The sequence below is a fragment of the Bacillus sp. IT-79MI2 genome (assembly GCF_949768135.1).
Taxonomy (GTDB): Bacteria; Bacillota; Bacilli; order Bacillales; family Bacillaceae_G; genus Bacillus_A; species Bacillus_A pseudomycoides.
In genome coordinates this window covers 97,370-123,634 of the sequence record NZ_CATKPV010000095.1, presented here as the reverse complement: position 1 = coordinate 123,634, position 26,265 = coordinate 97,370, and the positions used below count along the sequence as shown (strand labels likewise).

The window sequence follows — 26,265 nt, the reverse complement described above, 5'->3', positions numbered from 1 at the left end:
ATATCCTTTGTCAAAATGCTGATATGTTTTAATTATCCTTTAATTTTTTCAATAAAAACAACCTTTAAATAGTCGCCTTCTTTAAATTGGTCAATCGTACGGAAATCTTCTGGCAAAGAATGTTCTTCTAATATTTTATATTTGCCATTCATTTCTTTGAACGCTGTATCAATAAAACCTTTAAATTTTTTCATATCAAATGTACTGCAGTTTGTAGAAGCAACGATAATACCGTTGTTTTCTGTAATGGCGATTGTTTCTTTTAATAGGTTTTTATAGTCTTTTGCTGCACTAAATGTATATTTTTTAGACCGTGCAAAGCTTGGTGGATCTAATACAACCATGCCAAACTTCATCTGTTTCTTCGCTGCGTATTTAAAGTAATGGAAAACGTCTTCTACAATAATATCTTGTGCTTCATAGTCAATGCCGTTCACGCTAAATTGTTCAATTGTTTTACTTAAACTACGATTCGCAAGATCAACACTTGTTGTTTTTGTCGCTCCGCCAAGCGCTGCGAATACAGAGAAAGCACCTGTATAAGAGAACATATTTAACACTGTTTTACTTTTCGCGTATGTGTCACGAATTTGTTTTCGAACGTTACGCTGATCTAAGAATACGCCAACCATCGCACCATCATTTAAATACACGGCAAAGTTTACACCGTTCTCTTTCACGATGATTGGGAACTCGCCGCGCTCTCCAGCAACAAAATCATCGTCTTCAATATACTTTCCTTTTGTATCAAAACGCTTCTTCTGATAGATTCCTTTGAAGTTTGCTACTTTCTGAAGAGCCTCAATGATTTCATTTTTGAATGAATAAATCCCTTCGCTATACCAGCTTATTACATAAAAACCGTCATAATAATCAATGATTAAACCGCCAAGTCCATCACCTTCACCATTTACAACACGAAATGCAGTTGTATCATTCGCTTTGTAAAAACCTTTTCGTTTATGTAGCGCCGATTTGATTTTTCTTTCAAAGAAAGCTTGATCAATATGCTCTTGCTCTTTTCTTGTTAAAACCCAGCCATATCCTTTATTTTGCTTTCCGTAGTAGCCTTTACCAAGAAATTGGTTCTTCTCATCAACAATTTTGATGATTTGCCCCTCTTCACGTATATCATTTAAGTTTTGAATTGCATCTTTTAAAATAAGTGGATAGCCACTTTTAATTTCTTTTATAAATTTCGGTTTTATCTTTACAGTTACTTCTGATCGCATGTAATGTCTTCCTTTCCATTTGAATGCTTTCTATTTAGTAGGAAGCATTTAAAAAACGAGGCTCAAAAAACAGCCTCGTTTCACTATACCATATTATTGCTTTGCGGGTACAACTAGCTCTTCATCTAGCACGACCGTTATATATTTATACAATGTAGAAGATGAGACTCTTATCTAGAGATCAGTCTTAGAGCACTGTCCAATGGAAAAAACCTGTACATAAATAAGGATTTTCATTCCTCTCAAAAATCAAATAATTAATTTTAAATATTGTGGTTTTTCACGAAACCATAATGTAGCAATCCATTTTTCCCCTTCATGTACTGGGCTACAAAAGGATCATCATGGAGAACAATTGGCATTTTATTCATAATGTACAATCCTCCTCAAACTTTATTGAACGACGATATTATAACCGAATAGGTGTTACAAACAAGGATTAATAAAATGACAGTCTTTTTTAGTTCAAAAACTCCTTCATCAATGAATAATAGATTTAGATAACGTGAAACTTTCATCAGTGAGGGTTTTCTTCATCCCCCACCAATCGGGCTTTTACAGGCAGTAATACAGGATAAATCCCCCTATAAATGTGTGTGTAGGCTTTTCTATCAAAAAGAGACTTCCTTTACATGAAAGTCTCTTTTCCTCATTTTTCGACGACAACCTCTCCCTTTTGAAAAGCAGAAACGACATACCCAACAAACATACCGATCATTCCTGGAATTAACCATCCAATCCCTACACTATAAAACGGAACTTTTTCTAAAATCGGCGCTAATGCTGCAATTTGAATGTGTGCATTATTTAATCCATCGAAAAAGCTAATAACAAATGCTCCTATAATACCACCCACATACATTGCCAACGGGATACGAAGGTAATTTTCAATTAGCGATAATATGATTAATACGATTCCAATTGGATAGATTGCTATTAAGATTGGTAATGCTAATGCATTTAATTGTGTTAAACCTAGGTTTGCTACCATAAATGCTAACACGCAGAAGATAAAAACAACCTTTTGATAAGACAGCTTTGGTAGTAGTGCTGAGAAAAAATCTCCACAAGCTGCGACAATCCCAACAGAAGTTGTTAAACATGCAGCCGCAATTGCTACCCCAAGTAGTAGTATGCCGTAATTTCCAAATAAATGATGAACAACGTTTGTTAAAATAACACCGCCGTTTTCTCCCACTCCAAGCGATACACTAGAAGCCCCAAGGTAAGCGAGCGCTAAGTAAACGATAAGTAAGCCAAGTGCTGCAATAATCCCTGCAAAGATTGTTACTTTCGCAATACTTTTCTTATTTGTAATCCCTTTTCCTTTTAAAGCATTGATAACCACATTTCCGAAAACAAGTGCTGCTAATCCGTCTAATGTTAAATATCCATCAATAAATCCTTTAAACAGTGGATCTTTGTATGTTTCTGTCGGTGCACCGAACTCTCCAATTGGTGTAATAAGTGCTTTAATAACAATAATTGCAATGACAGCTAATAAAATTGGTGTTAATACTTTTCCGATGCGCCCTACTAATTTTGAAGGGTTTAATGCTAAATAGAAAGTAACTGCAAAGAAAATGAATGTAAAGATAACAAGTGGATATGCTTGGCCCGCTACTGAACTTGATAAAAATGGAGCGACTCCCATTTCATAAGCAACCGTTCCTGTACGCGGAACGCTGACGAATACACCTAAACATAAATAAATCACAACTGTAAAAACAAGTGCAAATAACGGATGTACGCGACCTGCTAATTCATTGATATCTCCTTTTAAAGCAATGACAATAACCCCTAGTAAAGGAAGTCCTACCCCTGTAATGATAAAACCAAGCAACGCAATCCATACATCTGTTCCAGCACCTTGTCCTAACGCTGGTGGGAAAATCATATTACCTGCGCCGAAGAATAGCGCAAATAACATTAAACTTATTGCAAACATCTCAGATAACTTTAAAGATAATTTCACTTTGATTTACCTCCTAAAAATTAATAAATAGACAAAATATTCAGAAATAAAAACTCGTTACATTTCCTCTTTCAATCCTACTTCCCCTATAAAAGAACGCAAAAAACACCCGTCCCTAACAAAGGGACGAGTGTTGAAATCGTGGTTCCACCCTTATTCTAATAAAATGAATGTATAACGAAATAAACTCATTTTATAGCTCGTGTAAATTGATAACGGTTTTATCCGTCAAGAATTACAATGCATCACGCCGTTCACTCTTGAAGTTTAGAGGTGGTAAGTATATCTTTTCGTATTAGGAAGCTCACAGCCTAAGGCTTCCCTCTCTGAGAATCGTAAAAAATAACTCGTGTCCTCATCATTACTTTTATAAAATATATTGTCGAATATTGTTGTTTTTTATTATATGGGCTATTTTAAAAAAAATCAATAGTTTTATTTTTTTTAAAATAAACACAGAAAAACAACTATAACTGCTTCAATAATTCCTGTAACTCTTGCTCTGTGACATTCCGCCACTCTCCAGCCTCTAATCCATCAAGCTTAATATTCATAATTCGTACACGCTTCAGTTTTGTTACTGTATATCCAAAAGCACGGCTCATTCGACGAATTTGTCTGTTCATTCCTTGCGTTAAAATAATTCGAAATGTAGAACTATTTACTCGTGTCACTTTACACTGCTTCGTTATTCCATCTTTAATCTTCACGCCACGGGACATTCCGTCAATAAACCAATCTGTAAATGGCTTATCGACCGTTACAATATATTCTTTTTCATGCTCATGATCTCCGTGTAAAATTTGATTGGCAATCCTTCCATCATTCATTAACAAAATCAATCCTTCCGACGCTTTATCTAAGCGGCCAACTGGAAAGATTCTTTCGGGATGATTGATATACTCGATGATATTCCCTTCAATATGATCCGCAGCTGTACAAGTAATGCCAACTGGTTTATGGAAGGCAATGTAGATTTTTTCTTTGTCCTCTTTTTCAATCGTTTTGCCATCAATCGTTACAATATCATTCTCCGTAACAATCGCACCGTGCGTACACACTTCACCGTTAATTTCCACGCGGTCCGCTTTAATAAGGCGGTCTGTTTCTCGCCTTGAGCAGGATAATGCTTCGCTTATAAATTGGTTAATTTTCATGTCATATTCCTTTTTTCTTATAGATTATCCGAAAAGAAAAAGCGTCAATCTCAGGCGGTATACTGATGCCGAGATTGACGCTCCTTTACTTCGCAAAAACCACTAAATAAATAACCCCAATCACCAAAAATATTCCGCAACAAGCTAACAATACTTTTGCAAGTTTGTCCATAAACATATAATGGTTTCCCCTTTTGCTTGGTTTTGTGCTATTTTAATTCGACAACTGTTACGCCTAGGCCTCCCTCGCCCATGTCACCGTAACGGTAGTTTTTCACGCCGCGATGCTTCTTCAAGTAATCTTGTACACCTTGGCGAAGTGCTCCTGTTCCTTTACCGTGAATGATTGATACGCGAGGATAGTTCGCAAGCTGTGCATCATCTAAATATTTTTCAACGCGCATCATCGCATTTTCAAAACGCTCGCCACGAAGGTCAAGCTCTAAGGAAACGTGATAGTCTCTTCCCTTAACAGTCGCGACTGCTTTCTTCTCAACCGGTTGTGGCGTATTAATGTACTCCATATCGGATTCTTTCACTTTCATCTTCAGAATACCAATTTGAACGTTCCACTCATTATCGCTTACTTTTTTCAGCAGCTGTCCTTTTTGACCGAACGTTAATACTTTCACTTCATCGCCTGCTCGCAATTGTTGTTTTGGCGCTGTGTTTTTCACTTTTACTTTTTGTTTTTTCACAAGCTCTGGCGCTGCCCCTTCTAGACGACTTTTCGCTTCAATGAGCTCATGATCTTTCACGTTTGCAAGCTGCGCTTTACGCAATTGACGCAGTTCATGAATGATGCCTTCTGCTTCTTTTTTCGCAGCTTCTACTTTTTCTTCGCCCTCTTTTTGTGCTTTTAATAATCTCTCATCACGCTCATCGTTAAATTCAATGATTTGACGCTGTAATTCACGATGAAGTTTTTCAGATTGTTTACGATGCTCTTCTGCTTCGTTCCATTCGCGCTCTGCATTTTTTTGACTTTCTTCTAGCTTCGCAATCATATTTTCGATTTTATTCGTGTCTGTACTAATATGATTACGAGCACGGTCAATCACGCGATCAGATAATCCAAGGCGTTTGGAAATTTCAAAAGCGTTACTGCGTCCTGGTACACCGATTAATAATTTATACGTTGGGCTTAATGTATTTACATCAAACTCAACACTTGCGTTAATAACTTGTTCACGATTGTAACCATATGCTTTTAGCTCTGGATAATGCGTTGTTGCGACAACGCGCGCTCCGCGGTTATATACTTCATCTAAGATTGAAATGGCAAGCGCAGCCCCTTCTTGCGGGTCTGTTCCGGCACCTAATTCATCGAATAATACTAAGCTTTCAAAATCAGCTTTTTCTAAAATATCTACAATGTTCACCATATGTGAGGAGAACGTACTTAAGCTTTGTTCAATCGATTGTTCATCACCGATATCAGCAAAAATGTTTTTAAACACACAAATCTCTGATTCGTCTAACACTGGAATATGAAGGCCAGATTGCGCCATTAATACACAGATACCAACTGTTTTTAATGTAACTGTCTTACCACCTGTATTCGGACCTGTAATAACGATTGTTGTGAAGTCTTTACCAAGCATAATATCGTTTGGCACAATAATTTCCGGGTTGATAAGCGGATGACGCGCTTTTCTTAAATCCATATAGCGTTCATTATTTACAATTGGTTTTGTAGCTTTTATTCGCTTTGCATAAAATGCTTTCGCAAAAATGAAATCAAGATTCGCAATAACCTCTACGTTTGCTAATACAGTATCTGCTTCTAATGCTACTTCTTCTGTTAACATCATTAAGATACGCTCTACTTCTTGTTTTTCTTTCACGCGTGCTTCTTGCAATGCGTTATTTAGTTCTACAATGACTTGTGGCTCAATAAATAACGTTTGTCCAGACGCCGATTGGTCATGAACAATACCACCATATACACCGCGGTATTCCTGTTTTACAGGAATTACATAGCGATCATTACGGATTGTTACGATTGCATCTGATAGCATCTTCTGTGCATTAGAAGATCGCGTCATATTTTCAAGTTTCTCACGAATGCGGCTTTCCGCAGTACGGATTTGGTTACGAATGCCGCGCAGTTTATCACTGGCACTATCAACTACTTCGCCACCATCACCAATGCAGCTTGTAATTTTCTTTTCTAAATCATATAAAGACACAATTTGCGCCACATAAGTTTCTAAGATTGAAAGCTCTACGCCATTATCGACCATATCTTCAATAAATCGCTTCATTTGGCGGCTACCATACATCGTACTTGCAATATCAAGAAGTTCATGTGGGCTTAACATACTTCCAATTTTCGCACGTTTTACATTTGGACGAATATCAAAAATCCCACCGAGCGGCACATGTCCTTTTAAGCGAATGACTTTTGCTGCTTCATCCGTTGTCTCTTGCATTTCTACAATTTCTTCAAAATCTGTACTTGGCACAAGGCTCTTCACTTTATCACGACCAAGTGAAGAAGCAACATGCTCAAGTAATTGTTCTTTTACTTTGTTATATTCTAATACACGCAACGTTCGTTCTAACATAAGTTGCCTGTCCCCCTTGTGTTACTTATTCCGTTTAATAAAATCTAATAAACGGTTCATATCCCATGTGTTAATCACGGTATCTTTTTGAATCCAGCCTTTACGTGCTGCCGCTACACCTGTTTCCATATCTTCTAACATTTCAAGTGTATGAGCATCCGTATTAATTGCTACTTTCACACCAGCATCTTGCGCTTGCTTTAGTAATTTTGCGCTTAAATCTAATCGGTTCGGATTCGCATTTAACTCTAAAACTGTATCTGTTTCTTTCGCAAGTTCAATGAGTAAATCTGTATCTACATCATACCCTTCGCGTCGTCCAAGGAGACGACCTGTTGGGTGGGCAATCATTGTAACATGCTTATTTTCAATTGCTGTGCGCAAACGTTTCATAATCGTTTCACGGTCTTGTGAGAAACTAGAGTGGATTGCACCAATTACATAATCAAGTTCTGCTAATACTTCATCATCAAAATCTAGCGTTGCATCTGGTAAAATGTCCATTTCGATTCCGCGTAAAATTGTGATATCCGGGTATTTTTCGTTAATGCGCTCAATCTCTCTTCCTTGTTCACGAAGACGCTCTTTCGTTAAACCATTTGCTACTTTCAAATATTGCGAGTGATCAGTAATTGCCATAAATTTATACCCACGTCCGCGGCACGCTTGTACCATTTCTTCAATGGAAAAAGCACCGTCGCTCCATGTTGTATGCATATGTAAATCACCTTGTATGTCAGAGAACTGAATTAAATTCGGATATTCTTTAATTAATTCGACCTCTTTTCCATCTTCACGTACTTCTGGTGGAATGAACGGCAATCCAAAATGAGCAAAGAATGCTTCTTCTGTTTCAAACGTCTTCACTTCTCCCGTTTCTAAGTTTTCCACACCGTACTCACTAATCTTTTCACCTTTATCTTTCGCAATTTGGCGCATTCTTACGTTATGATCTTTTGAACCTGTGAAATGATGAAGAGTTGTAATAAATTCTTCAGGTTTTACAAGACGGAAATCAATCGAAATATCATATTCATATTGAAGACGAACGGATACTTTTGTATCACCGCTTGCAATGACTTCAATCATATTATCAAACTGTAATAAATGTTCACGTACCGCTGCTGGCTCTGCCGTTGCGATGATGAAATCTAAATCTTTCACTGTTTCGCGAACGCGTCGTAAACTACCAGCGCGAGAGAATCGAACAATTTCCTGGATATTCGACAATTTCTCTTCTATTTCCCCGGCAATAGGTAGGACCATTGCAATCGGTAAACGCTCTGGACGAGATCCAACTTGAGCAATCGCTTCTAATATTTTCTCTTCCGTTTTCTTACCGAACCCTGCTAATGCCTGTACTTTATTTTCTTCACAAGCCCTTTGCAATGTTTCCATATCAATAATGCCAAGCTCTTTGTACAACTTTGCTACTTTCTTGCCACCAAGCCCCGGTAATTTTAATAATGGTAATAGGCTACTCGGCACTTCTTTTTCAAGTTCCTGCAATACTTCTGAAGTTCCAGCTTCAATATATTCTTGAATAACTGTCGCTGTTCCTTTTCCAATGCCCGGAATCTTTGTGAAATCTTCAATTTCAGAAAGACTACGATCATCGCTTTCTAATGCTGCTGCCGCTTTACGAAATGCGGATATTTTAAATGGATTTGCGCCCTTAAGCTCCATAAAAAGGCCGATTGTCTCTAGTAATTTAATCACTTGTTTTTTATTCACTTTCATTCTTGCCCCACCTTTCTTTCATAGAAAAAAACTTCTCTTTCCGAGAAAAGAGAAGTTATACTTTGCTACCTGTCTGCCATAGTTCCTTCACTTTTTCAGAAAGAATCGGTGTATCGTCTACAATTATTTTGCTGATTGATGATTTTTGCAGTGGCGTTTGTACTTGTTCAATCGGAAGAATTGTTCCAATAATAATTAAGACAAACAAAATAATGTACACTTCTAAAAAGCCAAGAAGTGCCCCAGCAAACGCATTCACCTGTTTTATAACTGGGATTTCTGTAAACATATTCAGCAAATTCCCAAGCAATGAAAGTGCGATTTTTGTAATAATAAATAATACAATGAACGCAATTGCTTGATAGAATACTGCTTCGATATTATTCGCATCAATCCATTCTGGAACAGATACGTTCTTATCAAATGGATATGGAATAAATTTCTCAAATGTTGGTGCTAAATCTTTGCAGTACCAGTACGCAACAAGGTATGCGATAATAAAGCTTGTTAACTTTACAAGTTGCAGGACAAATCCTCTTTTTAAACCGAGGAAAAATCCCATAACAAGCAGTAAAATGATAATAATATCAATCATGTTATTCCATTCCTTTTTTTGTCATACTTTCTTTCAATTTCTCATGTTCATCTTTTAATTTTATGTAATCGTGTATGACGTTTACCGCCGTCAATACCGCTAGTCTACTCGTATCAAGCGAAGGATTCTTGGCATTGAGTTCGCGCATTTTATCATCCACAATCGCTGCTACCATGCGGATATGACTTGTACTTTCATCGCCAACAACTGAATATTGTTGACCATAGATTTCTACATTAATTCGACTTTTATTTCCCTTTTGTTGTGACAACTCACCGGCCTCCAATCACGTACAGAATCCTAAAGTTTATCATACCATGAACCATCATAATATGGAAACAGAAAGAACAATCCGATATGATAAAAATAACAATATAAAAAAGGAGCGACTACTTTGTCAAATTCTATCGTAATCCAAACAAGTTCTAGAACAATTGAAGATATGAAACAGCAATATAAACAAGCAATTGCACCGAAAGTTCCGCAAGGCGGTGTCTTTATGGCAAAAGTCCCATCTTGTACAATTACAGCCTATAAATCAGGCAAAGTAATGTTTCAAGGTACTCGTGCTCTAGAAGAAGCAGCACGTTGGCAAAATGTTTCTCAAGCACCTAAATCTTCTGTTAAAAAAACGGCAAATTCACACTGCTATGCCCCGCCTTCTTCCATTGGAACAATGTCTATAGCAGGATCCGATGAAGTAGGTACTGGAGATTACTTCGGACCGATGACAGTTGTTGCTGTATATGTAGATGCAAAGCAAATTCCATTGTTAAAAGAACTTGGTGTAAAAGACTCTAAAAATTTAAACGATGCGCAAATTGCTGAAATTGCAAAGCAACTACTTAGCGTTGTTCCTTACAGCTCTCTCGTTTTGCATAATGAAAAATATAACGAACTGTTCGAAAAAGGGAACAATCAAGGTAAACTAAAAGCGCTCTTACACAATAAAGCTCTTACAAATTTACTAAAAAAGATCGCGCCGACAAAGCCAGAAGGCATCCTAATTGACCAATTTACACAACCTGATACATATTATAAATACTTAACAAAACAAAAAGAAGTCCAGCGTGAAAACGTGTATTTTGCAACAAAAGGCGAGAGTGTCCATTTAGCAGTTGCAGCAGCCTCCATTTTAGCTCGCTACTCATTCGTAAAACAGTTTGATGAACTAAGCAAAAAAGCGGGTATGCCACTTTCGAAGGGGGCAGGCAAGCAAGTTGATATTGCCGCGGCTAAATTGATTCAAAAACTTGGAAAAGAACGACTTCCTGAGTTTGTGAAACTTCACTTTGCAAATACAGAAAAAGCATTTCGTTTACTGAAAAAATAACTATTTTTCAGTATCGACAATATATAAATGAACTAAACAAAATAAAAACATATAAATAAGAGTAGTCGACATGACTACTCTTATTTATATGTTTAGCTTCGTTTTTGTCTCTTATTTGATGAAGATACTTTAAAAGAACCCGTTTCGTTTGTTGTAGTTCCTTGCCCTTCGACTTGCGAGGAACCAAGACTTGCTCTAGAAGGATCTTTTTTAATCTTTTTGCCCATTTTATTCACCCCTTCGCGTTACTTTTTACTTAGAGGCGAGAAACTATACAGCATAATAATCAAAATATATACTGCCGATCCAATCAGTATAAAGTCACTCTTACACTTTCATTTCTATTAACGCTAGTTCTATTTTCCTGAGAGATGAGTCTGCTCTTCACTAATATCCCATAGACGCTTTGCGGCATCCATATCCAATGCAACCTCAGCTGTGCGAGAGAAAGGCTTCAATATAAAAAAAGCGAGAGCAATTGCTCTCGCTTTTTTACCATCTTAAAACTCCGAAGAACCTGGAGTTCTTGGGAATGGAATTACGTCACGAATGTTAGCCATACCAGTGATGTACATTAGGAAACGTTCGAAACCTAGGCCAAATCCAGCGTGTTTTGTGCCGCCGTATTTTCTAAGTTCTAAGTACCACCAGTAGTCTTCTTCATTCATACCTAATTCTTTAATTCTGTCTACTAAAACATCCATTCTTTCTTCACGTTGACTTCCGCCGATTAATTCACCAATGCCAGGAACGAGAAGGTCAGTAGCAGCTACTGTTTTACCGTCATCATTCATACGCATGTAGAATGCTTTAATGTCTTTCGGATAGTCAGTTACGAATACAGGGCGTTTGAAGATTTCTTCTGATAAGTATCTTTCGTGCTCTGTTTGTAAGTCAATACCCCATTCTACTGGATATTTGAAGTCTGCACCTGACTCTTGAAGCACTTTAATTGCTTCTGTATATGTGATACGGCCGAAGTCAGAGTTAATTACGTTGTTCATGCGCTCTAGAACTGTTTTATCAACAAAGCTGTTGAAGAATTCCATTTCTTCTGGTGCATGCTCTAGTACATATTTCATTGCATATTTCAGCATATCTTCTGTCAGATCCATTACATCTTCAAGTTCAGCGAATGCAATCTCAGGCTCAACCATCCAGAACTCAGCTGCGTGGCGAGTTGTGTTTGAGTTTTCTGCGCGGAATGTAGGTCCGAATGTGTATACATCACGGAACGCTAATGCATAAGCTTCAGCATTAAGTTGTCCACTTACTGTTAAGTTTGTTTCTTTGCCGAAGAAGTCTTTTGATTCATCAACTTTTCCATCTTCACCTTTTGGCACGTTATTCATGTCTTGTGTTGTTACGCGGAACATTTCGCCTGCACCTTCTGTATCACTACCAGTAATAATTGGTGTATGAACATGTACAAAACCGCGCTCTTGGAAGAACTGGTGAATCGCAAATGCCGCGATAGAACGCACTCTAAATGTTGCAGAGAATGCATTTGTTCTTGGACGTAAATGAGCAATTGTACGTAAGTATTCAAACGTATGACGTTTCTTTTGAAGTGGGTAATCAGAATCTGATAAGCCCTCGATATCAATTTTTTCTGCTTTAATTTCAAATGGTTGCTTTGCTCCAGGTGTTGCAATTACTTTACCTTCTACTTTAACTGAAGAGCTAAGTGGAAGTTTCGCAATTTCTTTGAAGTTATCTAATTCTGTATCGAAAACGATTTGAACGCTTTTGAAGAAGCTACCGTCGTTTAATTCGATGAAACCAAATGCTTTTGAATCACGTAAGTTACGAATCCAACCTGATACTTGTACTTTTTGATCTACGTATTTATCTGTATCTCTATACAGACTTTTTACTAATGTGTTTTCCATAGTGAAATTCTCCTTTGCTGATATATTTGAATACAAAAAAACCTTTCATCCATAAAGGGACGAAAGGTTAAACTTCGCGGTACCACCCAATTTGTCATAAAGACCAACTTTAACTCGTATGTATGTACATACTTCCCGGTTTGTAACAGGCCGGATTCCCGTCTAAGTCTACTCTTGAATACAAGCTTCAATTTCGGTTAGCAACTCCAAGGTGTTCTTCACATATACCGCCTCATCAGGCTCTCACCGCCCCTGACTCGCTATGGATTATAGTATATACTACTTTTCCTTATCATCGTCTTTCATTTTGTTAAACTAAAATTAATGTACTACATTCGTAGGAAAGATGCAAGTTGTCTTATATCTTTCACTTTATTTCCTAACTAATTCTATTTCTCCAAACTTCTTCATTTGGAGCTTCAATGTATTCGCTTTGTCATAAGAAGTAATCGAGAAATTAACATAGACAATCGTTTTACCATTCTCAACATCCTGACTATACCCTTTTGATTTATATTCTTTTCCTGTTTCGTCTACCATCTTCATAGCGTTGCACAAGAGAAACAAAAGCTTCCCCATCTCCCTTTTTCGCCTTTTTCACCAAGGCTTCTAACTTTCCCATTCAAGAACCCCCTTGCTAATTAATTTCAATATACGATTGTTTTCATGTTCTTTACACCCTATTAGATACAAAAAACTAGTATTTGGTTGCATTGATTTTTTCTTTTCATAAAAAAAGAGGATCATCACTCTTATCATGAGTGATGATCCTCTCTTTCACATGTAAAAATTATTTACGTAACTCCGCACCAAACTTCTCTTCTACTACCGTTAATACACGGCTATGTGCTTCTGTTACTTCTTCGTCTGTTAATGTACGTTCTGGATCGAAGTAGTTCATAGAGAATGCAAGTGACTTCTTGCCTTCTTCCATTTTCTCACCTTCGTATAAGTCAAATAGTGTTACTTCTTTTAGAAGTTCTCCGCCCGCTTCGCTAATAACTTGCTTCATTTCGCCTGCTTTTACATCTGTCGTTACGACAACAGCCATATCACGTGTCATAGATGGGAAACGCGGGATTGCTGTATAGTAAGTTTCTTCTACGTCTGCACCGAATACTTTTACAAGAGATAGTTCGAATACGAATGTATCTTTCACATCTAATTGTTTTTGCGTTTCTGGGTGCAACTGACCGATGAAACCAATTACTTCTTCGTCTAGTAAGATATCGGCTGTACGTCCTGGGTGCATACCTTCACGTTTTGCAGGAGCATATGTGATATTGCTTGCAACGCCAAGTCCGTCGAATAATCCTTCTAACACACCTTTTGCAACGAAGAAGTCAACGACTTTCTTCTCACCTTGCCATGCATGATGAAGAGCAAGACCTGTCATAACACCAGCAAGATGCTGTTCTTCTTTCGGAAGTTCACCTGCTTCTGTTGGTAAGAAGATAGAACCTACTTCATATAATGCAACACTGTCATTTTTACGAGCGTTGTTATATGAAACTGCTTCTAGCAATTGTGGTACTAAGCTTAAACGAAGTTGACTGCGCTCTTCACTCATTGGAAGTGCAAGGTTAACAGGTGCTTTTTCGTTCGGCTCAACCATAAATTGTTTCGCTTTGTCAGCGCTTGTTAATGAATACGTAATTGCTTCATATAAGCCAGCGCCTTCTAAGTAACGACGTACTTTACGGCGTTTTGTTTGTGCAGCTGTTAATTTACCACGTGTCATTGTACCAGTTGGTAATGTAACTGGAATATGATCGTAACCATACAGACGACCTACTTCTTCTACTAAGTCTTCTGAGATTGTAATATCAGGACGACGTGCTGGTACGTTCACATGGAATGTTCCTTCTACTTCTGTGAATGGGAACTTGAAGTTTGTGAAGATTGTACCCATCTCACTTGCAGAGATTTCTGTACCTAATACACGGTTTACTTTTTCAGCTGTCACAGACACTGTGCGCTCTTGCACTTGTAAGTTATCAACTTCTGCTACACCTTCAAGCGCTTCTCCGCCAGCGTATTTTGCCATTAAAGCAGCTGCATGTTGAATTGCTTCAAATGTACGTGTTGGGTCGATTCCTTTTTCAAAACGTGCACTTGATTCACTGCGAAGACCTAAGTCTTTTGATGTGCGGCGCACTGTTTGCCCTGCAAAGTATGCAGACTCGATCAGAACGTTTACTGTATCGTTGTCAACTTCAGATTCTGCTCCGCCCATTACACCAGCAACCGCTAACGCTTTTGTGCCGTTTGTAATAACAAGGTGATGATCATGTAATTTACGCTCTTGATCATCTAATGTTTGAATTGCTTCGCCTTCTTTTGCAAGACGAACAATGATTTCTTTTGAACCTAATTTATCATAGTCAAATGCATGTAATGGTTGGCCGTATTCAATTAAAATGTAGTTTGTAATATCAACTACGTTGCTAATTGGACGAATGCCCGCTGCCATAAGGCGAGTTTGCATCCACATTGGTGATGGACCAACTTTTACGTTTTTCACCATTTTTGCGATATATAATGGGTTTTGCTCTGTTGCTTCTACACTTACAGAAATATAGTCAGAAGTTTTTTCTGCTATTTCTTGTAAGTCACTAGCTGGAAGCTTCACTTCACGGCCATAAATAGCAGCTACTTCATATGCAACACCTAACATGTTTAAGCAATCTGCACGGTTTGGTGTTAAGCCAAGCTCAAGCACTTCATCGTGTAAGTTTAAGATTTCAAGTGCATCTGCACCAACTTCTGCATCGCTTGGGAAAATGAAGATACCGTCTGCATATTCTTTCGCAACTAGTTTTCCGTCAATGCCAAGCTCTTGCAATGCACAAACCATACCATGAGAAGCTTCACCGCGTAGTTTTGCCTTTTTAATTTTGAAGTTACCAGGAAGAACAGCGCCAACTTTCGCAACTGGTACTTTTAAACCTTTTGCAATGTTAGGAGCACCGCAAATGATTTGTACCGGCTCTTCTTCACCGATGTCGATAAGACATTTACTTAATTTATCAGCTTCTGGGTGTTTTTCACATTCTAATACGTGACCAACGACAACACCTTTTACACCTTTATTTAATACTTCAATACCTTCTACTTCAATACCACTTTTCGTGATTTTATCTGCTAGTTCTTGTGCCGTTACATCTTTAATATCTACATACTCTTGTAACCAACGATATGATACGAACATATTTATCCTCTCCTTCCCTTACGCTCGTTTGAATTGTTGTAAGAAACGTACATCATTTGTATAGAAATGACGAATGTCATCAACGCCGTATTTTAACATTGCGATACGCTCTGCACCCATACCGAATGCGAAACCTTGATATTCTTTTGAATCATAACCAGCCATTTCAAGTACGTTCGGATGAACCATACCTGCACCTAAAATTTCAATCCAGCCTGTTCCTTTACAAGTGCCGCAACCTTTCCCGTGACACATCATACAAGAAATATCCATCTCAACAGATGGTTCAGTGAATGGGAAGAAACTTGGACGAAGACGAATTTCACGATCTTCACCGAACATCTTTTTCACGAATACTTGTAATGTACCTTTTAAATCACTCATGCGAATATTCTTGTCAATTACAAGACCTTCAATTTGCATGAACTGATGTGAATGCGTCGCATCGTCATCATCGCGGCGATACACTTTACCAGGACAAATAATTTTAATTGGGCCTTTTTCTGCATTCTTTTCCATTGTTCTTGCTTGCACAGAAGATGTATGTGTACGTAGTAACGTTTCTTCTGTAATGTAGAATGTATCTTGCATATCACGCGCTGGGTGATCTTTCGGTAAGTTTAACGCTTCGAAGTTGTAGTAATCTTTCTCTACTTCTGTTCCTTCAGCCACTTCATATCCCATACCGATAAATACATCTTCAATTTGTTCAACAACCGCTGTTAATGGATGGTGGCAGCCTGTTTCTACAGGACGACCTGGTAATGTAACATCAATTGTTTCAGATGCTAATTTTTCTTCGATTACTGCTTTTTCTAAGTGGTTAATTTTGTCTTCTAAACGTGTTTGAATTGCTTCACGTACTTCATTTACTAATGCTCCCATACGTGGACGCTCTTCTGCTGATAATTTCCCCATGCCGCGTAACACTTCTGTAATTGGACCTTTTTTTCCTAAATACGCAACGCGTACATCGTTTAAGCCTTTTAGCTCTTTCGCTTCTTCAATCAGCTCTAACGCTTTTTGCTTTAGCTCTTTTAAACGTGCTTCCATTTGGAACCCTCCTAATTTTAAAAATAAAAAAACCTCGCTCCCTAAAAAGGGACGAGGTAAATTCGCGGTACCACCCTAAATTGACAGAACAAGTCTGCCCACTTAATTGTTATAACGGCCAACTTTGGCCGGAACGCCTTTACATATCAATGGTCCTGGCGTCAACTCCAGAGGTGAATTCACTTCCGTCTACCATAAGAATGCTTTCAGTCTACGGCACTCTCTCCCTATATGGCGATTTTGCAAGCTACTCTTCTCTATCAACGTCTTTTCATTATTTCACTTTTATTATATGTTCATCATGAACATGTACTTCAATTTATTATAAGAAGTTTTTTACCTGTTCGCAACTGGGCTTTGTAAATAATACGTTAAAATTCCAGCAGCAACCGCAACATTTAATGATTCTGCCCCGCCATAAATCGGAATATACAAGTTTTGATTACATTTTGTAAGAATTTCTTGGCGTACACCATTTCCTTCGTTTCCTACAATTAATGCAAAACTTCCTGTCGGCGTTACTTCACCATATGGAACTCCGTTTTCAAGCGCTGTTCCGTATACAGGAACGTTCTTTTCTTTTAACTTATCTACCCATTCTTCTAAGCTTCCTTTTACAATCGGTAAATGGAAGATCGAACCTTGTGTAGAGCGGAGCACTTTACTATTATAAGCATCCACGCATCCTTCTCCAAGCACAACGGCCTGGATACCAGCTGCATCTGCTGTACGAATAATTGTTCCTAAATTACCTGGGTCTTGTAGACCATCTAATAATAGAAATTTCCCATCTGTAAGAGCGATTTCTTTCTCACGCTTCTCACAAACAGCAAATACACCTTGCGTCGTTTCTGTTTCACGAAGTACCTTTACAATTGCTTCCGGCACAATATACATTTCAACATCAGTAACCGTCCAATCTTTCGGAAGATCTGTCTGATCTGAGACGATAAGTTCTGTTATAACTCCTGCTTTTAAAGCTTCCTCTACTAAATGAAATCCTTCTACAAAGAATAAACCTTTTTTATCGCGCTCTTTTTTCGTCTGTAGCTTTTTCCACTGCTTTACACGCGGATTTTGTACTGAATCAATGTTTTTCATTCTATGTATTCCCTCTCTTCTTGTCTTCTCATTATAGCCTATTTTTCATACATATTTACATAAAAAAGAACAAAAACTAACGTCAGTTTCAATTCAGAAGAAGAGGTGAAAAGAATGAACTTTAATCTACGCGGTGCTGTATTAGCAAACATTGCAGGAAATACGCAGGGCGAGTTACAAGAGACAATTGTAGAAGCAATTCAAAGTGGTGAAGAAAAAATGCTTCCAGGGCTTGGTGTTTTATTTGAAGTCATTTGGCAAAATGCCAACGAAAATGGAAAACATGAGATGTTAGAAACACTTGAGCAAGGGCTAAAAAAATAAAGAATAGGAAATCACCTTGGCATGAGCGAAGGTGATTTTTATATGCATAAAAAATTCTCTCCTCCTAAACATTTCTACTTTACTAACATAACGTGATGGAGTACAATGTTCAAAATACATTTAAACCTATCGATTTTCTTTATATACATCAATAGATAAAAGGAGTGAATGTTTTATGCACCGTATTACGCTTGAACAAATTTTTCAACATCATATCACACAAAAATATGTCAACCGTTCTGGAATGGTCCATGCGATTGCAGTCGCTTACCATGCGTTTCACTTAGCCAAAAAGCATCACGCCTCAGTCGATGCGGCAACAAAGGCTGGTTTTCTTCATGACATAGGACATCATACATGGTACACAGGTGGAGAATGGGACTATGAATTGTATAAAAAGAATGATATACATGCGATTAAAGGAGCGGAAAGAGCTCATAAATTATTAATCCGATTAGGAGAACACCCGAAGCAAGCAAAGGAAATTTCTGTTGCTATTCTCCTGCATACCGATTCTTTTCTAGTAGAACAAACAATTGAAAGAACACCTCTACAAAATATTATTAAGTGGGCGGACGAAGCAGATGAAGAGCCAGGCGGAGTGCATCACTACCGGACAATTTCTTATGAAAAAGCTCTCAAAGCAATTCAGCAATTAGACAAAATGGTAGCTCGCGAATTACAAACACAAGCCACGTCCTATGCCCATATTTCTGTAAATAAAAAAAAGAACAGAGCGAATTTGTTAACCAGTAATATATTTTTAATATACCGGATTGGCAATCCATACAACACCCATCACACATATAAGTGAATGGAATTAGGATAATCATAAATTGAATTATAAAAAGAGGCACCGCTACATAGCGATACCTCTTTTATGATTTTACAACAACTTCAAACACTTCCTCATTTAACACTTTTCGGTAATCTGTTTTCTTCTCTCCCTCTTCACCTGATGTGACTGTGGGTGTAAAAATAATTTATATCAGACTATATTCTATTTTTCAATGTTCCCCCGAATAACTAACTGTATATCATCCATACATTCTTCATGTGCGTCGTCTAAAGAAATTAAATACTTTTGAATAAATACCTTTGATGAGTCCATCCTATCAATCAATAACGAAATGTAGTACTTTTCCATTTTGTTTCTTAATCATTCATTTCTAACTTTAAATGTCTGATTATTATGTAATATTAGACAATGACATACCGAAACTAAATGTGTATAATTTTTATATATAAATATAAAGAGGAGATTCGATATATGCAAGCGACTACGCAACTTACATACGGTCCAAAACACTCTATGTCCTGGTTACAATTTTTGGGTTCTTCTTTATTTGCCTTTTTTGGAACAGGACTACTAAGCGGCTTATTTATATTACTCCCGCTTACGATTTATAGTGAAGGCATTACAAATAAAAAGACAATTGCTCTATATGAATCACTTGGAAATACTGCGAGCACTTTATTACAACTGCTCGTTTTATTGTTATTCATCTATAAGTATGAACCAGCAAAAAAGTTATTATCATCCGCCTTCAATTTCAAGGCACTAAAAAAAGTGAGTACTTACGTATACTTAGTTCTTTTCTTCATCTTAAATATCGTCTTGAATTCATTAATCTTAACACATCTATTTCCTGATGCGACAACGCAACAAGCATCAGCTTTAAACTTGGATGTTCTAAAGCAATATCGAATTTTATTAATTATTGGATCTGCAATTTTCATTCCTATTTTTGAAGAAATTATTTTCCGGGGTATCATCCTTCGTTTCTTCTCAGAACGTTTTCCATTTTGGATTGCTGCAATTGGGACGAGCTTAATCTTTGGTATTGCTCATACATACTCACTCGGCGTTATGGTTGTAACTTTCCTTATGGGGCTATTGATGGCTATTTTATGTAAACGAACAAACTCCATCCTTCCAGCCATGCTATTTCATATTATGAATAATACGCTAGCGTTTTTGTAAAGCGAAACTTTAATCAGTGGGGGTTTTCTTCATCCCCCACCTATCTCCCTTGTTTCTCTCTGAATCTTGAGGCGTGGAGTCTTACTGCCCACAAATAACGTGATAAATTGAAACTTTAATCTATTAAATGAAAAAGGAGTATAGCTTTGCAAATACGTACACAGTTAGATCATTGGACCAAAACATCATGGCTTCAATTTCTTGGGATTTTGTTAGTTCTCTTTTTCTGTTTTCCACTCATAAATTCTGCTTTTACCATACTTCCAATTTGGTTGTATGAGCAAGCTAACCAAAATACAAATGCACCTTTACTTGAATCGTTAAAAAATATTAGCTATGAATTCGTAGCTCTACTCTTTTTGGTACTATACACGATGAAGTATAAGCCACTTAGACAACTTGTTTTACCAGCTGTTGATTTTCAATGTTTAAAAACTTTTCGCATGTACATCTATGTACTAATTTATTATGTGATTGGTGCTTTTATCGACTTCTTTATATTAGATAAACTATTCCCTGAATCCTTACAAGAACAGCTAGATGTGCTAGATTTCGCTACTTTAGAGCACTATAAATTTCTATTAGTTCTCGCAGTCGGAATCATTGCACCTATTTATGAGGAACTTGTATGCAGGGGATTGCTTTTACGTTTCTTTGAAGAGAAGTTTACATTTTGGCCAGCTGCGCTTTTATCCAGTCTATTATTTGGCATCGCTCATACATATTCAGTTGGTGTGATGGTGAGTGCATTTATTACTGGACTATTTGCCGCATTGTTATATAAACAAACAAAATCTATCATTCCAGCTATGCTACTTCATATCATTATCAATACTTCTTCTTTCTTTTATTAAATAAACCTTTTATTGTAAAATACAACTTACAAATTAGGAGGAATTTATAATATGCAAATATTAAGCTTTCTGTGGGTTTTCTTTATGCCCGTACTTGTATCATGTGGAATAGTTGGTGGAATTTATTTAGTTATAGCAGGAGTCAGGTATCGAAAGCTACTTGTTATTACAATGGGGATTATTTGTTTCTCATTCGTCGCTATGCCTTTTATTTTCTGGGGAATGGGGATTGATGGCAATAAGATCTTACCAATTCCAACTGTCCTGTACTGGATTCTTTTCGCTTTAGCTGGCTTATTGGCAGGTATAAGCGGGATACGTAATCAAATTAAGAGCATTCGCAATATGGGGATTATCATTTGTTCGGCAGGAGTACTGGGAGCTATTTTCTATCAATTGATGTCTCTGCCGATGTAGTTTTTTAGAATATAAGAACACAGAAAAAGCAGAGAAAATTAATTCCCTGCTTTTCGGTTCGGCTTATTGCCTGATGGCAAGAATAATGATAATACCCAGGCAATACCCGCTAATATTGTTGCAATTAAGAAAGCATCATTAATACCATTAATCGCAGACAGCTTCGAAATTTGCCCGAATAATAGTTGTGAGCTCATCGCATCTCCAGCTTGTGCTGATCCAGCTACGGATGCCAAGCTTTGTCCCATTCCGTGCACTTTATCAACTAAAATTGGATTTGTTTTTGTTATCATATTCCCATAATCCGCTACGTGATTGGTTGTTTGCTGCGTCATAATTGTAATTAAGATTGCTGTACCAATTGAACCTGCTACTTGTCTAGATGTATTTTGTGTTGCTGTACCGTGAGAAATTAATTTCATCGGCAGTGCGTTCATACCTGCTGTCATAATTGGCATCATAATGAATGACATACCAAATGAACGTATAATATAATCCGTCATAATGACGCTATATGGTGTATCCATCGTTAGCTGCGTAAATTCATACGTTGCATATGTCGTAATCGCTAATCCAACTATTGCTAGCGGGCGAATACCATACTTATCAAATAACTTACCTGCGATTGGTCCCATAATCCCCATAATTAATGATCCTGGAAGAAGTAGGAGACCTGATTCAATTGGCGTAAAGCCACGAATATTTTGAAGGTATACAGGAAGTAGTAACATACCTCCGAATAATGCCATTGTTACAATGGCGTTAATTAATAATGTAAAAGTAAACGTTGGATATTTAAACACTTGTAAATCCAGCATTTTGTTATCCGTCGTCATCTCTCTCCAAATGAATAATGCTATACCAATTACACCAATGATAAGTGAAATCACAACTTCGGCACTGCTCCAGCTGTTATTTCCAGCTTCACTAAATCCATACAGTAAGCTACCAAGTCCAATACTTGAACTAATAACGCCAAACATATCTAACTTTATTTTATAAACTGGCTGAGCTAGTGTAAAGAATTTTAAAGATAGTACTATGATGATTAAACCGATAGTGAACATCCCGTAGAACATTAAGTTCCAGCTATAATTTTCAATAACCCAACCTGTTACAGTTGGTCCGATAGCTGGCGCTAAAATCATTGCCACTCCAAGTAATCCCATTGCAGCTCCGCGCTTATGCGGCGGGAACAAAGTCATGAAAATATTCATACCAACTGGCATTAAGATACCAGCGCCTACCGCTTGAATTACACGCCCTATCATCATCATTGTGAAGGTTCCAGATAACGCACAAATAATAGAGCCGACTGTAAAGAATAGCATAGCTGCTACAAACAATTTTCGATACGTAAACCGAGAAACTAAGAAGGCGCTAATTGGCACTAAAATCCCGTTCACAAGCATAAATCCTGTAATTAACCATTGCGCTGTTGAAGTTGATACGTTGAATTCATTCATTAATGGCGGCAAAGCAACATTAATGATTGTTTGATTTAAAATCGAAACGAACATACCGAGAATTAATACTGCTACAACTGCTTTTACATTGACATTCTCTACCGGCAATTGCTTTTTCGGTGCTTCTTTTTCAAGTTTTGATGTTTCTTGCTTTGTTGTTTCTAATTCGACTACATTTGAAGGTTCTTGCTCTGATTGCGTTGTTTCTATCTTACTTACGGCTGGGACTTGTTCTTCTCCCGCGTTCGTTTTTTTCTTTCTTAAAAGACGATTTACAAGGAAGAAGACGATGATACAAAATAATGCATATCCTACAATTAAACCTGAGGACATTTTATCTTCCCCCCCCTTACTTATGAATGCGAACTGTCACATTCATTCCAGGAACAATATTTACTGATTTGCTATGATCTAAAGAAACTTTAACTGGTACAACTTGTGTTACTTTCGTATAATTTGCTGTTGCATTGCTTGATGGTAACATAGAGAACGTATTTGCTGTTGTTAATCCAACTCGTTCTACTTTTCCTGTTAATGTTGTATCAGGATATGCATCTACATATACGTCTACTTCTTGACCTTTTTGTACACTATCAATGTCTGTTTCTTCAATATTTGCTGTTACCCATAAATCGTTCATATCGTATGCATATGCAATTGGACTACCTGCTCCGACAAACGCATTTGTTGTTGCGTTGGATTGAACAACTGTTGCATTTTGAGGAATTGTTACGTCGATTGTTTGCTCACCATTTTGTCCTGATACAGTAACAGCACCTAATTTATCGTTTTCATTGTAGCTCTTACCTACTTCGGCTTTCCATTCTGCTAATTTCCCTGCTACTGGTGATGCAATTGGAATCACTTTTCCATCAATTTTTGCATTATCTGTTTTCAAGTAATTTTCAGATTGGTTGTAGTAGTAATAACCGCCGATACCGCCGCCAACTAATACAATTAATGTGATAATATTAATAATCACCATTCTTCGAAATTGATTCATTGCTTTCCTCTCCTTATATCGCATATAATTTTTTTACTAAACTATTTATATTCCTTTTGTTTATACTCTTTAATTGTTAATTATGTTAACCATTAACCAAAAAAAAGCACACCTTTTGCATAACAAAACAGATTCTTGTTTGCATGCGAGCGGTGCAGTTTTCTAAAGGAATATCCTTTATAATTATAAATAATTATTTTGAATCTACAACCAACAATTTAAGTATGTATGTTGTTTATCCAACAATTAACTACATTTGTGTTGATTAAGTAAATAAAATTCAGCAAGGAGAAATAAAATGTCTATTAAAAATACAAACGATCCGCGTGTAAAACGAACGAGACAATTGATACAGGATGCTTTTGTCGCTTTAGTAGGCGAAAAAGGGTTTGAAAATGTCACAGTGCAGCATATCGCTGAGCGTGCTCCTGTCAATCGCGCTACCTTTTATAGCCATTATCATGATAAGTACGATTTATTGGATAAGAGTATAGAGGAGATGTTAGCATCTTTATCAGAAGTGATTAAGCCAAAAAAGCAAACAAAAGAAGATTTTCAGCTTACATTTGATTCACCTAATCCAATTTTTCTAGCCTTATTTGAACACATCGCTGAGAATGCAACCTTTTATAACGTAATGCTCGGAGACAAAGCAGCCGGAAACTATTCTTATAAAATGATGAAGACGATTCAGACACATTTAACGTTAAGTCTGTCTATTTCACAGCCAGACGATGACGAACTTATGGTTCCTCGTGATATTCTCATTAGCTATGTAACAGGTGCGCATATCGGGATGATTATGTCGTGGTTAAAAAGAGGGATGATTTATAAGCCGCACTTTATGGCGATGCAGCTTACACGTTTAATTATTTTAGGGGCTCATACTGCGGCTGGATTAGAGAGACCTTTTTGAAACAGATAATAAAATAATGGAAGGTACTGACCTTGAAAATCTATTGGTAAATAATGTGTATTGTATTATTTTCGCTGATTTACAAGTATATCCGAAAGACAAAGTTTCAGAAATTGAAACTTATGAAGAATTCGTTGAAAGTGAGTGTGAACTCGTTCTTTTCGTAGTGGACAGCTGTTATACCGTTATTTACTGCAAAGATAAAGAAAAACTCGAATTGCTTTACAAAAATGCAGACAGCTTCGGATTTAAAAATATACAATTTATTACTGATGAAAATGACACAAGAACAAGAATAACTGCATGGTAAAACATAAAAAAGCGAAGGGAACCCCCTTCGCTTTTTCTTATTAATTAAATGTGATATTATGTACAGCCTCTTTATCAAGACGTTTGATAACTTCTACAATTAACTTCACTGCATTCTCATAATCATCACGATGTAACATTGCTGCATGAGAGTGAATATAACGAGTTGCAATCGTAATCGCCATAGATGGAATACCATTGACAGAAATATGAATTGCCCCTGCGTCAGTCCCGCCACCAGCTACAGAATCATATTGATAAGGGATATCTAATTCATCCGCCACATCAACTACGAAATTGCGAAGCCCAGTATGTCCAATGACTGATGCATCATATAAAATGATTTGTGGCCCATCGCCCATTTTACTTTGCGCTTCTTTTTCTGTTACTCCTGGTGTGTCGCCGGCAATACCAACATCTACAGCAAACGCGATATCTGGTTTAATATAATGTGCAGATGTTTTCGCACCGCGAAGACCTACTTCTTCTTGAACAGTTCCAACGCCGTATACAACGTTTGGATGCTTTTCATCTTTTAATTGTTTTAACACGTCAATTGCAATAGCACAGCCAATGCGATTATCCCATGCTTTTGCAAGTAGCATCTTTTCATTTTTCATCACTTGGAATTCAAAGTATGGTACAACCTGATCCCCTGGTCGTACGCCCCATTCCATTGCTTCTTCTTTGCTAGAAGCACCGATATCAATGAACATGTCCTTAATTTCAACCGGTTTTTTACGAGCTTCTGCTGGTAAAATGTGTGGTGGTTTTGAACCAATTACACCTGTTACATCACCTTTACGTGTTACAATTGTTACGCGCTGCGCAAGCATAACTTGTGACCACCAGCCACCAACTGTTTGAAAGCGAAGGAAACCTTTGTCATCAATTTGCGTAATCATAAAGCCAACTTCATCTAAGTGGCCAGCTACCATAATTTTCGGACCGTTTTCTTCCCCAACTTTTTTCGCAACTAAACTTCCTAAATTATCTGTAGAAAGTTCATCTGCAAACGGTTCAATATATTTTTTCATAACTTCACGTGGTTCGCGCTCATTACCTGCAATCCCGCGTGCATCTGTTAATTCTTTTAGCATTGTCAATGTCGAATCTAATTTTGTCATTGCCAA

General features: G+C 37.3%; 23 protein-coding genes, 2 pseudogenes and 3 other annotated features. Of the genes and pseudogenes, 8 read left to right on the top strand and 17 right to left on the bottom strand.

Annotation, left to right across the window (positions count from 1 at the left end; all coding sequences use genetic code 11):
* Positions 1-32: 32 nt before the first annotated feature.
* From ACM6HU_RS23610 to zapA, 7 genes are all read right to left on the bottom strand, one after another.
* A complete protein-coding gene (locus ACM6HU_RS23610) occupies positions 33-1,232 on the bottom strand; it encodes a class I SAM-dependent rRNA methyltransferase (RefSeq protein WP_088093814.1) in 1,200 nt (399 codons plus the stop codon).
* Between the two features lie 649 nt (positions 1,233-1,881).
* Positions 1,882-3,207 (bottom strand): branched-chain amino acid transport system II carrier protein BrnQ6, encoded by a 1,326-nt coding sequence (gene brnQ6, locus ACM6HU_RS23605; protein ID WP_016116551.1) that lies wholly within the window; start codon positions 3,205-3,207, stop codon positions 1,882-1,884.
* Between the two features lie 119 nt (positions 3,208-3,326).
* Positions 3,327-3,578: a binding site (T-box leader), on the bottom strand.
* A gap of 96 nt (positions 3,579-3,674) precedes the next feature.
* Complete coding sequence (locus tag ACM6HU_RS23600) at positions 3,675-4,364, bottom strand: 23S rRNA pseudouridine(2604) synthase RluF (RefSeq protein ID WP_016116552.1); 690 nt, start codon at positions 4,362-4,364, stop codon at positions 3,675-3,677.
* 209 nt (positions 4,365-4,573) lie between these two features.
* A complete protein-coding gene (locus tag ACM6HU_RS23595) occupies positions 4,574-6,934 on the bottom strand; it encodes an endonuclease MutS2 (RefSeq protein WP_016116553.1) in 2,361 nt (786 codons plus the stop codon).
* 21 nt (positions 6,935-6,955) lie between these two features.
* Positions 6,956-8,674: a DNA polymerase/3'-5' exonuclease PolX gene (gene polX / locus ACM6HU_RS23590; RefSeq protein WP_016132095.1), complete on the bottom strand. Its 1,719-nt coding sequence runs from the start codon at positions 8,672-8,674 to the stop codon at positions 6,956-6,958.
* A 55-nt stretch (positions 8,675-8,729) separates the two neighbouring features.
* Positions 8,730-9,269 carry a CvpA family protein gene (locus ACM6HU_RS23585; RefSeq protein ID WP_016116555.1) on the bottom strand — a complete coding sequence of 180 codons (540 nt, stop codon included), beginning with the start codon at positions 9,267-9,269 and terminating at the stop codon, positions 8,730-8,732.
* Between the two features lies 1 nt (position 9,270).
* Positions 9,271-9,540 carry a cell division protein ZapA gene (gene zapA, locus ACM6HU_RS23580; RefSeq protein ID WP_000082702.1) on the bottom strand — a complete coding sequence of 90 codons (270 nt, stop codon included), beginning with the start codon at positions 9,538-9,540 and terminating at the stop codon, positions 9,271-9,273.
* A 123-nt stretch (positions 9,541-9,663) separates the two neighbouring features.
* On the opposite strand from zapA, the gene rnhC reads away from it, so the two are divergent.
* Positions 9,664-10,602, top strand: a complete 939-nt coding sequence (gene rnhC / locus ACM6HU_RS23575; RefSeq protein ID WP_016116556.1) for a ribonuclease HIII — start codon at positions 9,664-9,666, stop codon at positions 10,600-10,602.
* 92 nt (positions 10,603-10,694) lie between these two features.
* Here the strand turns inward: rnhC and ACM6HU_RS23570 are convergent, their stop codons facing one another.
* The 6 genes from ACM6HU_RS23570 to ACM6HU_RS23545 form a co-directional block, all read right to left on the bottom strand.
* Positions 10,695-10,829 carry a YuzL family protein gene (locus ACM6HU_RS23570; RefSeq protein ID WP_077294892.1) on the bottom strand — a complete coding sequence of 45 codons (135 nt, stop codon included), beginning with the start codon at positions 10,827-10,829 and terminating at the stop codon, positions 10,695-10,697.
* A gap of 273 nt (positions 10,830-11,102) precedes the next feature.
* Positions 11,103-12,494 (bottom strand): asparagine--tRNA ligase, encoded by a 1,392-nt coding sequence (gene asnS, locus ACM6HU_RS23565; RefSeq protein WP_016116557.1) that lies wholly within the window; start codon positions 12,492-12,494, stop codon positions 11,103-11,105.
* Between the two features lie 52 nt (positions 12,495-12,546).
* Positions 12,547-12,799, bottom strand: a binding site (T-box leader).
* Between the two features lie 67 nt (positions 12,800-12,866).
* Entirely contained in the window at positions 12,867-13,040 is a 174-nt protein-coding gene (locus ACM6HU_RS23560) for a hypothetical protein (protein WP_229161890.1), read from the bottom strand.
* Positions 13,041-13,284: 244 nt separating this feature from the next.
* Positions 13,285-15,705 (bottom strand): phenylalanine--tRNA ligase subunit beta, encoded by a 2,421-nt coding sequence (gene pheT / locus ACM6HU_RS23555; protein WP_016116560.1) that lies wholly within the window; start codon positions 15,703-15,705, stop codon positions 13,285-13,287.
* Positions 15,706-15,723: 18 nt separating this feature from the next.
* Complete coding sequence (gene pheS / locus ACM6HU_RS23550; RefSeq protein ID WP_016116561.1) at positions 15,724-16,758, bottom strand: phenylalanine--tRNA ligase subunit alpha; 1,035 nt, start codon at positions 16,756-16,758, stop codon at positions 15,724-15,726.
* Between the two features lie 44 nt (positions 16,759-16,802).
* Positions 16,803-17,031, bottom strand: a binding site (T-box leader).
* 63 nt (positions 17,032-17,094) lie between these two features.
* Positions 17,095-17,859 (bottom strand): TrmH family RNA methyltransferase, encoded by a 765-nt coding sequence (locus tag ACM6HU_RS23545; RefSeq protein WP_016116562.1) that lies wholly within the window; start codon positions 17,857-17,859, stop codon positions 17,095-17,097.
* 114 nt (positions 17,860-17,973) lie between these two features.
* Here ACM6HU_RS23545 and sspI point away from each other — a divergent pair, with 114 nt between their 5' ends.
* Complete coding sequence (sspI, locus tag ACM6HU_RS23540) at positions 17,974-18,183, top strand: small acid-soluble spore protein SspI (RefSeq protein WP_016116563.1); 210 nt, start codon at positions 17,974-17,976, stop codon at positions 18,181-18,183.
* Positions 18,184-18,358: 175 nt separating this feature from the next.
* Positions 18,359-18,874: pseudogene (locus ACM6HU_RS23535) on the top strand (HD domain-containing protein); the annotation flags it as partial.
* Positions 18,875-19,061: 187 nt separating this feature from the next.
* Here the strand turns inward: ACM6HU_RS23535 and ACM6HU_RS23530 are convergent.
* A pseudogene (locus ACM6HU_RS23530) lies at positions 19,062-19,166 on the bottom strand (RNA polymerase subunit sigma-70); the annotation flags it as partial.
* A 287-nt stretch (positions 19,167-19,453) separates the two neighbouring features.
* On the opposite strand from ACM6HU_RS23530, the gene ACM6HU_RS23525 reads away from it, so the two are divergent.
* From ACM6HU_RS23525 to ACM6HU_RS23515, 3 genes are all read left to right on the top strand, one after another.
* The gene (locus tag ACM6HU_RS23525; RefSeq protein WP_016116565.1) at positions 19,454-20,167 is read left to right on the top strand and encodes a CPBP family intramembrane glutamic endopeptidase; all 714 of its coding nucleotides are present in this window, start codon (positions 19,454-19,456) and stop codon (positions 20,165-20,167) included.
* Positions 20,168-20,313: 146 nt separating this feature from the next.
* Positions 20,314-21,021: a CPBP family intramembrane glutamic endopeptidase gene (locus ACM6HU_RS23520; protein ID WP_077294890.1), complete on the top strand. Its 708-nt coding sequence runs from the start codon at positions 20,314-20,316 to the stop codon at positions 21,019-21,021.
* 51 nt (positions 21,022-21,072) lie between these two features.
* Complete coding sequence (locus ACM6HU_RS23515; protein ID WP_016116567.1) at positions 21,073-21,438, top strand: hypothetical protein; 366 nt, start codon at positions 21,073-21,075, stop codon at positions 21,436-21,438.
* Between the two features lie 38 nt (positions 21,439-21,476).
* Here the strand turns inward: ACM6HU_RS23515 and ACM6HU_RS23510 are convergent, their stop codons facing one another.
* Positions 21,477-23,237, bottom strand: coding sequence for a DHA2 family efflux MFS transporter permease subunit (locus ACM6HU_RS23510; RefSeq protein WP_016116568.1), 1,761 nt, complete (start codon positions 23,235-23,237; stop codon positions 21,477-21,479).
* 16 nt (positions 23,238-23,253) lie between these two features.
* Positions 23,254-23,907, bottom strand: coding sequence for an HlyD family secretion protein (locus ACM6HU_RS23505; RefSeq protein WP_016116569.1), 654 nt, complete (start codon positions 23,905-23,907; stop codon positions 23,254-23,256).
* A gap of 298 nt (positions 23,908-24,205) precedes the next feature.
* On the opposite strand from ACM6HU_RS23505, the gene ACM6HU_RS23500 reads away from it, so the two are divergent.
* Together ACM6HU_RS23500 and ACM6HU_RS23495 are read left to right on the top strand one after the other, a co-directional pair.
* Positions 24,206-24,823, top strand: coding sequence for a TetR/AcrR family transcriptional regulator (locus tag ACM6HU_RS23500; RefSeq protein ID WP_414848480.1), 618 nt, complete (start codon positions 24,206-24,208; stop codon positions 24,821-24,823).
* Positions 24,824-24,839: 16 nt separating this feature from the next.
* Positions 24,840-25,133: a DUF2691 family protein gene (locus ACM6HU_RS23495; RefSeq protein ID WP_016116570.1), complete on the top strand. Its 294-nt coding sequence runs from the start codon at positions 24,840-24,842 to the stop codon at positions 25,131-25,133.
* Positions 25,134-25,173: 40 nt separating this feature from the next.
* Here ACM6HU_RS23495 and ACM6HU_RS23490 read toward each other — a convergent pair whose 3' ends face one another.
* The gene (locus tag ACM6HU_RS23490) at positions 25,174-26,259 is read right to left on the bottom strand and encodes a M42 family metallopeptidase (RefSeq protein ID WP_016116571.1); all 1,086 of its coding nucleotides are present in this window, start codon (positions 26,257-26,259) and stop codon (positions 25,174-25,176) included.
* Between the last annotated feature and the right edge of the window lie 6 nt (positions 26,260-26,265).